Source organism: Oceanobacillus polygoni, from assembly GCF_008304605.1.
Taxonomy (GTDB): Bacteria; Bacillota; Bacilli; order Bacillales; family Amphibacillaceae; genus Oceanobacillus; species Oceanobacillus polygoni.
The window spans coordinates 105,000-117,947 of record NZ_PIJY01000026.1 but is presented as its reverse complement, the minus strand read 5'-3'; the positions used below and the strand labels follow the sequence as shown (position 1 = coordinate 117,947).

At 35.7% G+C, this 12,948-nt stretch carries 12 protein-coding genes; 10 read left to right on the top strand and 2 right to left on the bottom strand.

The features are described 5' to 3' along the window. Positions 1 to 34 precede the first annotated feature (34 nt). Together F1560_RS12440 and F1560_RS12435 are read left to right on the top strand one after the other, a co-directional pair. On the top strand, positions 35 to 1,021 hold the full coding sequence (locus F1560_RS12440; protein ID WP_187773721.1) for a sugar ABC transporter substrate-binding protein: 987 nt from the start codon (positions 35 to 37) through the stop codon (positions 1,019 to 1,021). 464 nt (positions 1,022 to 1,485) lie between these two features. Then, a complete protein-coding gene (locus tag F1560_RS12435; protein ID WP_149474956.1) occupies positions 1,486 to 2,688 on the top strand; it encodes an MFS transporter in 1,203 nt (400 codons plus the stop codon). A 65-nt stretch (positions 2,689 to 2,753) separates the two neighbouring features. Here F1560_RS12435 and tpx read toward each other — a convergent pair whose 3' ends face one another. Together tpx and F1560_RS12425 are read right to left on the bottom strand one after the other, a co-directional pair. Further along, on the bottom strand, positions 2,754 to 3,251 hold the full coding sequence (gene tpx, locus F1560_RS12430) for a thiol peroxidase (protein ID WP_149474955.1): 498 nt from the start codon (positions 3,249 to 3,251) through the stop codon (positions 2,754 to 2,756). Positions 3,252 to 3,351: 100 nt separating this feature from the next. Then, on the bottom strand, positions 3,352 to 4,374 hold the full coding sequence (locus F1560_RS12425) for a LacI family DNA-binding transcriptional regulator (RefSeq protein ID WP_149474954.1): 1,023 nt from the start codon (positions 4,372 to 4,374) through the stop codon (positions 3,352 to 3,354). A gap of 269 nt (positions 4,375 to 4,643) precedes the next feature. On the opposite strand from F1560_RS12425, the gene F1560_RS12420 reads away from it, so the two are divergent. From F1560_RS12420 to F1560_RS12385, 8 genes are all read left to right on the top strand, one after another. After that, complete coding sequence (locus tag F1560_RS12420; RefSeq protein ID WP_149474953.1) at positions 4,644 to 5,480, top strand: transketolase; 837 nt, start codon at positions 4,644 to 4,646, stop codon at positions 5,478 to 5,480. Next, positions 5,477 to 6,424 carry a transketolase family protein gene (locus F1560_RS12415; protein WP_149474952.1) on the top strand — a complete coding sequence of 316 codons (948 nt, stop codon included), beginning with the start codon at positions 5,477 to 5,479 and terminating at the stop codon, positions 6,422 to 6,424. Before F1560_RS12420 ends, F1560_RS12415 begins: the two co-directional genes overlap by 4 nt. Before the next feature lie 551 nt (positions 6,425 to 6,975). Then, the gene (locus F1560_RS12410; RefSeq protein WP_149474951.1) at positions 6,976 to 7,971 is read left to right on the top strand and encodes a TRAP transporter substrate-binding protein; all 996 of its coding nucleotides are present in this window, start codon (positions 6,976 to 6,978) and stop codon (positions 7,969 to 7,971) included. Between the two features lie 31 nt (positions 7,972 to 8,002). After that, positions 8,003 to 8,545, top strand: a complete 543-nt coding sequence (locus F1560_RS12405; protein WP_149474950.1) for a TRAP transporter small permease — start codon at positions 8,003 to 8,005, stop codon at positions 8,543 to 8,545. Continuing rightward, on the top strand, positions 8,542 to 9,810 hold the full coding sequence (locus tag F1560_RS12400; RefSeq protein WP_149474949.1) for a TRAP transporter large permease: 1,269 nt from the start codon (positions 8,542 to 8,544) through the stop codon (positions 9,808 to 9,810). The genes F1560_RS12405 and F1560_RS12400 overlap by 4 nt, the downstream gene beginning before the upstream one ends. A 60-nt stretch (positions 9,811 to 9,870) precedes the next feature. Beyond that, positions 9,871 to 10,629 carry an SDR family NAD(P)-dependent oxidoreductase gene (locus tag F1560_RS12395; protein ID WP_149474948.1) on the top strand — a complete coding sequence of 253 codons (759 nt, stop codon included), beginning with the start codon at positions 9,871 to 9,873 and terminating at the stop codon, positions 10,627 to 10,629. Between the two features lie 577 nt (positions 10,630 to 11,206). Then, positions 11,207 to 11,971, top strand: coding sequence for a DeoR/GlpR family DNA-binding transcription regulator (locus tag F1560_RS12390; protein WP_149474947.1), 765 nt, complete (start codon positions 11,207 to 11,209; stop codon positions 11,969 to 11,971). 199 nt (positions 11,972 to 12,170) lie between these two features. After that, a complete protein-coding gene (locus F1560_RS12385) occupies positions 12,171 to 12,944 on the top strand; it encodes a DeoR/GlpR family DNA-binding transcription regulator (RefSeq protein WP_149474946.1) in 774 nt (257 codons plus the stop codon). Positions 12,945 to 12,948 lie beyond the last annotated feature (4 nt).

Sequence of the window (12,948 nt, the reverse complement as noted above, 5' to 3'; positions counted from 1 at the left end):
ACAAGTCTATTTGAATTTAGGGAGGACTATTTTAATGAGAAATTATATGAAATATTTAGCTTTCTTCACTGTGATACTGTTGCTGGTTGCTTGTTCTGAAGCTAATTCAAGTGGAGGAGATAATAGCGCAGATAGCATAGGTGAAGAAAATGATTCGTATAAGTTTGCGACTGTTTTAATGACTTTAAGCTCAGAGTATTGGCAAATGCATAAAGCTGGTGCAGAAGATGCTGCTAAGGAGTTTGGGATCTCTTTAGATGTTTTAGGACCTGCTGATGAAACACAGTTTGAAGAGCAAGTTAAAATAGTTGAAGATCAAATTGCTTCAGGAGCTGACGCTTTAATCATTGCTCCAAGTCTCCCTGAGGCGATGTTGCCAATCTTAAACCAAGCAGATAATGAAAATATACCAGTTGTTCTCGCTGATGCAGATGTGGAAGAATTTGAAGATAAAGTAACATTTATTGGCACGGAAAACTATGATGCTGGAAAACTAGCAGGTGAATATATTAGTGAACAACTCGAAGATGGTGATAAGGTAGCAATTATACGTGGTCAATTGGGTGCAAAAGTCCATGATGAACGAACAAATGGGTTCCAAGATGCCTTGAAAGATAAGAATATTGAATTTATTGTACAAGATGCTCAAAGTGATCGTGTTAAGGCAGTAAATATTATGGAGAATGTTCTAACCAGTAATTCAGATGTAAAGGTAGTATTTGCGACTTCTGATGAAATGGCTCTTGGAGCATATCAGGGACTTGAAAACAATAATCGATCAGATCTTCCCTTAATTGGATTTGATGGAACACCAGATGGTCTGCAAGCTGTACAGGATGGAAAGATAATTGCTGATATCGCACAAGACCCGTATCAAATGGGCTATATGGCTATCGAAGCAGCCTATAAAGCTCTTCAAGGTGAGGAAGTAGAAAAAAGAATAGATTCTGGCGTAAATGTAATTACGAATGAGAATGTAGAAGAGGAAATAGAGAAAATTAATGGTTATTTAGGCGATTAAATGATTATTTCTATTTCAGAACACAAATATTCCTGTCCATTAAAGATCTTGGAGAGGGATATTTGTGATAAATGGAGGTATGTTAGATTGAACTAGTAATACAGTTATAGATATGAGAAAATGTAGAGAAAAATATGAAGTGAAGTTATCCATATGTAACCAGTAAGTTTAAATATAGTGGATTCAATAGCTTAGTGGGAAATGATAATATTCCTACTTTAATTACAGCGGATAATCCCTAACTAAATAATATAGAAGTTAGAAATAAGCTAGGCAGTTTAACGACAAAGTAATCGTTATCTATAAACTCTATACAGATTTCTTTATCTAGTTTGTATGACACTGCTTTTGTTATAAGGGGAATGAGAGTTAAAAAGCTAGATTGATTGGTTCAAAACCCTGATTTTTGCAATCTTGAATTATCTTACATATAGGTAAATCGAAAAAATAAAGGTTGTGTTAGCGTGGAAGCCATTGAGAAAAAACAACAAAAAAGTATCTTTTTAAAAGATCATATTATCTTTTTAGCAGCAATATTTTGCTTTTGGTTTGCGATTTATATCTACTCACCAGTTTTCGGTGTGTATTTACAGTCTAAAGGTTTTTCCTATTCAGCAGTTGGAATTATTATAGGTAGTTATGGAATTACACAAATTTTGCTGCGCTTGCCCCTTGGTGTGCTATCAGACTATTTGAGTAAATTACGGAAACATTTATTAGTAGGTGGGTTTGTCGTATCCTTAATTAGTTGTCTCATTTTAGTTTATTTTGATTCATTTTTTATGATCATGATTGCACGTTTATTTGCTGGTATTACTGCGTCGATGTGGGTCATGGCTACAGTTTTATATACATATTATTTCAGTGCAAACCAGTCTGCGAAAGCAATGGGAACCTTACAATTTGTCACAGTGGCTACTCAATTTGTGAGTATGGCAATCAGTGGCTTTATCGTTGAGCAGTTTGGGTGGAATTCTCCTTTTTGGATTGGTGCAGTAGCTTCCATACTCGGTATTCTATTTGCTTGGAATATTAAAGATGTACAAGTTGAGCGTCAAGCTAATGCACAGCAATCTAAGTTGATACAGCACTTACGGGTTATGTTAGCATTGCCCCGATTGAAAATGGTAACATTCTTGTCACTCATTGCGCATGCGATCTTGTTTATAACAATTTTTGGTTTTAGTCCAATTGTCGCTGCAGAAAATGGTGTATCAGAGAAATCATTTATTTGGCTAATTTGTGCTTTTTTCATCCCACATGCTCTTGCATCGTTAAGCCTAGTTTTCACGGACATAGATAGTCGTTATAATAAACGGATACTTTACGTTTGTTTCGGGTTGACAGTTATCTTTCTGTTCTTAGTACCATTTACTAGTTCACTTTTTTCTCTTAGTCTTGTTCATTTTGCAATTGGTCTCGCACTTGGTTTCGTATTTCCAATTTTATTAGATGAGGTTGTGAGGATTAGTCCCGGATATTTAAAGATGTCAGCTATGGGATTTTTTCAGTCTTTCTATGCACTTGGTATATTTTTTGGTCCACTTGTAGCTGGCGTGATTGCTGAAAATTTTGGTCTAGCTGAAGTATTTTATTTTACGGGGGTGCTTGGTGTGGTAGCGGTAGGTGTGGTTATGGTTAGGTTTCGGGGGGCGAGTAGCTATTGACGGAGGATATATAGTTATACTAAAAGTCGAGGAAACGTTCAGAACGCTTCCTCGTCTTCGTTAGTTTACGCATCTTTTGCTGCTTGAAGTGCTTTGTCGTAATCTGGATGATTCGTTACTTCACTTACATATTCCACGTAGGTAATTTTATTATTAGCATCTACCACAAAAATTGCTCTCGCTAATAGGCGAAGCTCTTCAATTAATACACCATAATTTTTACCGAAATCAGCATTGCGGTGATCCGATAAAGTATCCAATTGGTTTACGCCATTAGCTGCACACCAACGCCCTTGTGCAAAAGGTAAATCCATACTAATCGTTAAAATTTGCACATTTGGAATCGTGTCTGCTTCTTTATTAAAGCGAATCGTTTCTTCAGAGCAAACACCAGTATCGATTGATGGAACAGCAACAATTAATTTTACTTTCCCATTATAATCATCTAATGTTACTTCTTGTAAATCATTAGATAATACAGTGAAATCTGGAGCTGTATCACCAACCTTAACTTTATTTCCTAGTAATGTTACTGGTTCTTGATTAAATGTAATTGCTGCCATAAAAACTTCCCCCTATAAAAAATTTATATGTAAAAGTATTTAATTTATTTCTTGGTGTTATTCTATTGGAGTGTAAAATTAAATAACTTTACTACAGATTTTAACATCCACATGATTTCCGGATTAACATGGAAGGTGGTAACTCAATATGACTCATGTAATTCGGATTATTAATTTTATTTAACAACACATCAAATGCTGTTCTTCCAATTGTTTCAGGCGGTAAGAGAATATTGGTTACTGGAGGCTCGATTATATGAGATGATGAAAAATCACCAAATCCAATAATTGCAATATCATCAGGTATACTTAAATTTAATTCCTTGATCTTGCTTATTGCACCAATCGTCATTAAATCATTTTGAACGAACAGCGCAGTAATTTGATCATCTTTTGCAAGTAACTGCTCTGCAGCAGTTGCTCCTTCTTTAACCTTCGCATAGCCTTGGACAATATAATCATCGTTTATCGGAATGTTATATTGCTTCAACGCTTCTTGGTAACCTCTAATCCTATCATTTGTTGTTGAAACATTTGGATACGAGTAGATGAATCCTATTTTTTTGTGTCCATGTTTAAGAAGATGCAATGTAGCATCGTAACCCAATTGGAAATTGTCCCCGGTTACCCTCGGGATATTTTCTATTGTAGATTCATAACGGTTTACCATCACAATTGGAAAATTATCGTTTGTATAATTTTGTAAGTATTGAATATCACCTGAAGTTGGCGAAAGGATAATACCATCTACCAGCTTCGAATGGAGTAAATTTATTGTTTTTTCTTCATAATCACGATCTTCATTTGTATTAACTAATAGCAAATTGTATCCCATTTCTTTTGCACGTTCCTCGATAGCGAATATCATTTCAGTTACAAAGGAATCTGGGAAACTGGACACAACTAATCCTGCTGTCTTTGTTGATTGCTGTCTCAAGTTCTTTGCCGCAGAGTTAGGGACATAATTATACCTTTCAATGACTCGCAATACTTTATTTCGAGTTGTGTCGGAAATGTGTTTCGTATTGTTAATAACATGTGAAACGGTTGCAACAGATACCTCGGCCTCTCTTGCAATATCTTTCATCGTGGTTACTTCTTTCCTTACAGTTTCTTTTTTCATGTTATCTCCTCTTAGTTAAACTATTAACCTGTACGAACTATTAGTTTCATCTTACCTCAGTTTATTCGAGTCTTCAACCATTATACGTAAATATAGAGAATGCAATATTTGTGTTGACATGTTTTCGCTTACATTATATAATTCATTCAAGTTGGTTAATCGATTAACTAAATATTTAGTGCCTCCATAAAATACTGATTTTTATCCTGAGTTAGTGAGGTAACGAATTTTGTATTAGAGTAATAAAAATCACAATAGAGGTGACAAGAATGGATAGTATGACAGTTGAAAGGTTAAAGGAGAAAGCGATTCAATTAAGAGAAACGGCAGTAACGATGGTATATAAAGCACAATCTGGTCATCCAGGTGGGTCACTTTCAGCGGCGGATTTCGTAACTGCTTTATATTTTAAAGAAATGAATGTTAATCCTGAAGATCCTAATTGGGCAGAACGTGATCGCTTTGTTCTCTCAAAAGGGCATGTAGCACCGATTCAATATGCTGCATTGGCGCATAAAGGGTTTGTTCCGCTAGAAATGATTAATACGTTAAGAGAATATGGTTCTCCATTTCAAGGACATCCAGATTCTAAAAAATGTCCAGGCGTAGATATATCTACGGGTTCTCTTGGGCAAGGTCTTTCCTGTGCTGTTGGAATGGCTCTTGGAGGAAAGTTAGATGAAAAAGCCTATCGTGTTTTCGCTGTTGTAGGAGATGGAGAATGCCAAGAGGGACAGATCTGGGAAGCTGCACAATCAGCTGTGAAGTATGAATTAGATAATTTAGTTGTATTTATCGATGATAATGGTCTGCAAATTGACGGAACGACAGAAGAGGTAATGCCCAACCATGATTTAGAAAAGAAATTCCAAGCATTTGGCTTTGAAACGAAGCGAATTGATGGTCATTCGATGGAGGAAATTGTAGACACATTGGATGAAGTGAGAGAAGCGAAAAATGGAAAGCCGAAATGTATTGTTTGTAATACAGTAAAGGGAAAAGGCGTTTCCTATATGGAAAATGTCGTTGGCTGGCATGGAAAAGCACCGAACGAAGAGCAGTACAAACTAGCTATGGAAGAATTAGCAGGGGGGTTACATGCATGACAGTTTTAGATTTGAAAGCTACGGAACAAATCGCAACACGGGAAGCCTTTGGCGATGAGATTGTAGAATTAGGTCGTAATAATAAAAATATTTTAGTGGTAGACGCTGATATCGGTAGTTCATGTAAAACCACAAAATTTATGAACGAATTTCCTAAGCAGCATATTAACGTTGGTATTGCAGAACAAAATGCAGCAGGATTAGCAGCAGGACTTGCGACAACTGGTAAAATTCCTTTTGTAAGCACTTACGCAGTATTTGGCTCTTTACGAATGGCAGAACAGATTCGTCAAGAAATTTGCTATCCGAACCTGAATGTGAAAATTGCTTGTTCGCATGGTGGGCTAACTCCTGCTAATGATGGTGGAAGTCACCAAGCTATCGAGGATATGGGAGTACTCCGTACAATACCAAATATGACAGTGATCATGGGTGCAGATTATTATTCAACTCGAAAGCTAGTTAAACAAGCATCAGAAATGCATGGTGCGGTTTACCTTCGTTTTACACGAGATAAGGTTCCTGTTATTTATGATGAGAATGAAACGTTTGAAATTGGGAAAGCTAAACAATTAAGAAATGGAAAAGATGTGGCGCTGATTGCAAATGGAGATACGGTTCATTTAGCATTGCAAGCAGCGGAAATTTTAGAAAGTAAAGGTGTTTCAGCTCAATTATTAGATATGCATACCATTAAACCGATTGATAAAGAAGCGGTATTAGAATGTATTGAAATCGGTAATATTGTGACTGTGGAAGACCACAACATTATTAATGGTTTAGGTAGTGCAGTAAGTGAAATAGTAGCTGAGCAAGGAAAAGGAAAAGTAAGACGAATTGGTGTACAAGACCGTTTTGGAGAATCTGCACCATATGATAAACTTTTGGAGATCAATGGAATTACCGTTGAAAATATTGTGAATACAGCTGAAGAAATGCTTTGAATTGCACCCATTTTGGTGGCCTTATCATGAGTCAAAAAGTAGAGGAAATGAATCATGAAAAATTTGGGATCATCATTTGTAAAAAATGTGGAACAGAAATGGAGAGCTTCCATTCGCAATGAGTTGTTACACAATATGGAATTTGTATGAAGTGTAAAAACAAATAATATATAAATGACGTTTTCATTAGGTTGCCAATGAGGAGCTTGTAGAACTCATTGGTAACTTTTTTCTAAAAATTGCAAAGGTAATAAATGGAAAATAGTATTATCGAGCGGTAGAAATACTACTTTTTAGTAAATGGTTTTACTAATAATTGTAATCAATATAGAATCCAAATATCTCCATATTTGTTGCATTAAATAGATGTTATATAACGTTTTTAATTATTCTATTGACATAGAAACCGTTTACAATATATAATCGTGTTAATCGATTAACCGAATAGAGTTATATTGTCAGATCAATGTATATCACCCAATTTTTCTATAGGAATCTAATTGTTATTTTGAAAAAGACTGAGACATCAGGGCGGACAGGGAGGAAAAGAATTGAATAAACTTCGAAATACAGTCGTGTTTATAATTGTCGCTTTAGCAATAGGGGTAGCAGTAGCTTTCTTTACAACAGGTAATGCGCTTACTGAAGAAATTACGACAATTCGTTTTGGGCATGGCTCTGCCGAAAGCAATGAAAGACACATTGCTGTTATGCATTTCAAGGAATTGGTTGAAGGAAAATCTGATGGTCAGATTGAAGTGCAGGTTTATCCAAATGAGCAATTAGGATCGGAAGCAGAAATGATAGAGAGTGTTACATTTAATGATCTACAAATGGTTGCTGCAAGTGCATTTAGTCAGTATGACCAACGAATAAGTGTATTTGAACTTCCATATCTATTCGATACCTATGAAGAAGCGTGGGATGTTCTCGATGGGGAAATTGGAAAAGAAGTAGCCGCACCGTTCTTAGAAGATAATTTGAGAATAATTGCCTATTTTGAAAACGGTTTCCGTCATATTACAGCCAATAAGAATATTGAGAATCCGGAAGATTTACGAGGACTAAAGATTAGAACACCAGAATTTCCGATATCAATAAGTACCTTCTCATCTTTAGGAGCTAACCCAACACCGATGGCTTTTGGTGAACTATACATGGGACTTCAGCAAGGTACTGTAGATGCACAGGAAAATCCAATCGCTAACACGTATGCAAGCAAATTTAATGAAGTTCAAGATTACTTGATTATGTCAAGCCATCAATATATGCCATTGCCTGTTGCAATAAGTGAAGAGTTTTGGCAATCACTTACAGCTAAGGAACAAGCAATTATTGAAGAAAGTGCCTTAGAAGCGGCACAATTTCACCGAAATTTATTAACGGAAAACGAAGAGAAAATGATTGAAGAATTAGAAGAAGCTGGTATGACGATTGTTTATCCTGATACCGAATTATTTAAAGAGAGGATAGATAGAGTCTATGAAGCTTTCAAAGGAAGGTTTGGAGATGAATTCGTGGATCAAGTGATACAAGCGGCAGAGTAATCATTTTATACGACGGGGGGACAAGCAGCTAATGAAAATACTTAGATGGTTGGATGAGCATTTTGAAGAATATATCCTCGTATTCTTAAGTGCTTTTACAGTAATTATTATTTTCCTTCAGGTTGTCATGCGATATGTGTTTGGTAGTTCTTTAACCTGGTCAGAGGAAATTGCACGATATGCGTTTATTTGGATGATTTATATCGGAGTAAGCTACGGAGTAAAGAAGAAAAAGCATTTAGGTGTTGATGCTTTGGCAATGTTGTTTAAAGAAAAGGGGAAATTAATAGTTGGCATTATTGCGAATGTGTCATTTCTCTTATTTGCTATTGTCATGACTTACTATGGTTTAGATATTGTTTTAAGGGTTACGAGGGAATCGGCAGCCTTACAACTACCACTAAGTTGGGTATATGCAGCTCCAGTTATGGGGATGGCGCTAGCATCAATTCGATTGCTCCAAAACATTGCATTAGAAGTAAAAGAATTGAAAGCGTTAAAATCTGATGGACAGCATGATTCAAAAAATAGTGCAACAGAGCAGATTGTTAACGGACAGGAGGAAATTGTATGACGACTTTTGTGTTATTTGGAAGTTTCTTTCTGTTTATGGCGTTAACGGTACCTATTGGGATTGCATTAGGGATTGCTGGACTTATCACAGCCATCTATTCACCGAATATATCGATTACCTTTTTGTCACAAGGGTTAGTTACATCCACGGATAATTTTGCCTTGATGGCAATTCCATTCTTCATACTTGCTGGAGAAATTATGGGGAAAGGTGGTATCTCGACACGGCTTTTTGACCTGGCAAATGTATTCGTCGGACGATTTACTGGTGGATTTGCAATGGCTGCAGTTATCACTTCCATGTTTTTTGCAGCGATTTCTGGTTCAGGGCCTGCAACAGTAGCTGCAGTTGGAGGGATTATGATACCAGCAATGGTTGCAGAAGGATATGACAAAAAATTTGCTACTGCGCTTATTGCTTCTGCTGGTTCATTAGGTATTATTCTTCCGCCGAGTATACCAATGGTGTTATTCGGAATATCAGCAAACGAGTCAATTGGTGATCTATTCTTTGGAGGAATTCTCCCAGGGATTTTAATCGGACTGTTTATTATGGTTTGGGCATATATACATTCGAAAAAAATGGGTTACACAGGGACAAATGAACAATTCAGTTGGAAAAAGTTATTCCAAGCGATTAATAAATCGAAGTGGTCTTTACTTGTACCAATCATTATTCTTGGTGGTATTTATGGAGGGATTTTTACACCAACGGAAGCTGCTGTTGTAGCAGTAGTTTACGCTTTATTTGTCAGTGTTTTCCTACATAAGGCTATTAAGTTCAGCGATCTACATGCAATTTTTAGAAACGCAGCTCTAAGTTCTGTGGCGATTTTAATTATTATTGGAACAGCAAATGCATTTGGAACAATTTTATCAATGGAAAGAATACCTCAAGCATTTGCAGAGGCATTCCTATCAGTTTCCCAGAACGGCATTGTAATTCTAATGCTTATTATATTGATGCTATTAATTATAGGTTTATTCATTGATACATCAGCTGCTGTAATTATATTTACACCAATTCTATTTCCGGTAGCCCTGGAAATTGGAATGAATCCAATTCATTTTGGAATTGTTATGATTGTAACACTAGCAATTGGATTTATAACACCACCATTAGGTGTCAATTTGTTTGTTGGATCTGGAATATCTGGATTAAGTATGCCGGTATTGGCGAAAGCATCTATTCCATTCTTCTTTGTCATTTTAGCTGGTTTAATCGTTATTGCTGTTATACCGCAACTTACACTGCTTTTCTTATAAAAAATAATGTAGGAATACGATAAACTATCGTATTCGAATAACAACTAGGGGGAACAAATCATGTTTAAATTAAATAATAAAGTGGCAATCGTAACTGGAAGTGGATCACCAAAAGGAATCGGAAGAAATATTGCTTTAACATTAGCAAAGCAAGGAGCGTCTATTGTCGTAGCGGACTTAAATGTGGAAGGTATTGAAGACACTGTAAGAGCGGTAGAGGAAGCAGGAAGTAAAGCTCTAGGAATAGAGTTAAATGTAACAAGTAAAGAATCTGTAGATGCGATGATAGAGCAAGTACTAGCTGAATTTGGAAGAATTGATATTCTGGTTAATAATGCAGGAATCTCTCAAAAGGTAACCGTTGAAGATATGACGTTAGAGGATATAACGAAAGTGTTTAATGTAAATATGTTTGGTTTATTCCTTTGCACACAAGCAGTATTGAAACCAATGAAGGAGCAACAATTTGGAAGAATTGTAAGCCTTTCATCTGTATCTGCAAAGAGAGGTGGCGGCGTGTTCGGCGGAGCACATTATTCTGCTTCAAAAGCTGCAGTATTAGGATTCTCCAAAAACCTTGCCCGTGAAATAGCGACAGATGGAATTACGGTTAACTGTGTAGCACCAGGTCTTGTGAACACGGAAATTTGGAAGTCACTTCCTAAAGATGATGCACGAAAAGTAATTGACGGTATCCCTGTTGGTCGCCCTGGTGAAACTGATGAGATTGCATCAACAATTGCATTCTTAGTTTCAGATGAAGCTTCTTATATAACTGGTGAAGAGATTGATATTAATGGTGGGTCGCATATGGATTAATACGTCAGATATGCTTGAAAAGTAAGTTTATTCTAGATTAGAAGAAGATATTAATTAAGTTACTAAGAAGTAAAAGAATAATTTCTATCAGTAATTAACAAAAAGATATAATTCCAGAGTGTGGGGATTGTATCTTTTTTATGTGCGCCCTGCATGGGTCGGAAAACTTTGTGGTGAACATCTAATACAGGCTATGCAGTTGCAACTGTTAGCGGAAGGCAAAGTGGCTATCGTGAGGTAGTGGCTAAAGGAAGATTTACGCAAAATTATTTAGATTGGATAATGAGATGTATAAGTTTTACATGGATATCGACAGTATTAGCGATAATGGCTTTGTGTTTTAGAAAACAAACACTACTTTATACTTAAAAGGGCAGTGTTTGTATATGTATGCATAAATATTGTGCTATTGCATCCTGTTGTATACATAATAGGTCTATTGATGAGTAAAAATTATGAAATAAATTGAAAGAAAGCGATAACAATGATAAAATAAAACCAAAAGTTAATCAATATGTAGAAAAAAGTTCTATAACATTTTGAAAAAAGTTATTTGATGTACAAAGGACGGATGATCGTGTTAAAAACAAAACGATTGGATAAAATTCAAGAATATATCAATGAACGTGGCACTGTGTCATTGGATGAGCTCGTAGAGAAGTTTAATGTATCTAAAAATACAATCCGAAGAGATGTACAAGATTTGATCGAAGTAGGAGATTTTAAGAAGGTTTATGGTGGGGTAGCCGTTGATAAACCTTCTTCAACTGTACCATTTCTGGATAGACAAATACGTAACTTTAAAGAAAAACAGAAAATTGGTCAAGCTGCAGCGGAATTTGTAGAAGACGGTGACATCATTTTTATCGATTCTGGTACAACAACAGTTGAAATGGTTGAGTTTATTAAAGACAAAGAGTTAACCATTATTACAAACAATGTGGACTTTATTGTTAAGGCGCTTCCTTATGATAATTTAAACATTTTTTCAACGGGTGGAATGTTGGAGAGGAAGACAAATTCTTTTACAAGTGCAGATAATGATGAAATCATTCATTCTTATAATATCAGAAAAGCATTTCTAGCATCTACCGGTCTGTCGATAAAAAGTGGTGTTACGAATTCATTGCCGTTGGAAAGTGGGTTAAAGCGATCCGTTGTCCAGCGCTCTGCAGAGTCATTCTTATTAGTTGATCAAAGCAAATTTGGAAAAGTAGCATTGACGACCTATTGTAATTTAGATGATATTGATTACTTAGTAACAGACGCAATACCTGATAAATACCAGGAATATGCAAATGACAATGAAATAAAAGTAGTGTTAACGAAAAGTGAGCTATAAAGAAGGCTCACTTTTTTTCTTCTCATTTAAAATTCACCTTTACCATACTTCTGAAAAAGCAAATCCATTTAATTAAATTAGCCAAAAAAATAAAATGCATTTATAAAATTAACCAAATGATGATGAACTCTTGGTTAAGTTATGGTATTATAAAAGTGTGAAAGATGTACTACTTGTTGGGAGAGGGGGGGATAATAATATGCTAAAAACAGAAAGAGTAGGTGAAATTAAAGAATATATAGAAGAACATGAAACGGTATCATTGGATGAACTTGTAGCGAAATTTAATGTATCCAAAAATACGATCCGTAGAGATGTTCAAGAATTGGTCGATAGTGGAGACTTTAATAAAATATATGGTGGTGTATGTGTTAATCGTTCAACAGTTGTACCATTTAATGATAGAAAGGTACGAAGCCATACAGAGAAACAAGAAATTGCCAAACTTGCAGCGGAATATGTAAAAGATGGTGACATTATATTTATTGATTCAGGAACAACGACACCTAAAATGCTTGAATATATCAAACATCTGAATTTAACAATCGTAACCAATAATATCGATTTAGTAATTAATGCACTTCCATATGAAGGAATTGATGTCTTTTCTACAGGTGGAATGCTTGAACGTAAGACCAAATCACTAACCAGTATGGATAACAAAAACTTAATAAATGGATACAACATTAATAAGGCCTTCCTCGCTTCAACAGGTGTTTCCATAAATAATGGTGTAACCAATTCGCTACCGATTGAAAGTGAGTTGAAGACATGTGTCGTCAAGCGAAGCGAAGAGGTGTTTTTATTAGTTGATCATAGTAAGTTTGATGAATCTTCATTAACGACGTATTGCGGTTTGGATGAGATTGATTATCTCGTCACAGATAGATTGCCGCATCATAAATATGTTGAGTATGCAAAGAACCGCCAGATTAAATTGCTAACTCCGCAAACTAATACAACTAAAAATTAAGGAG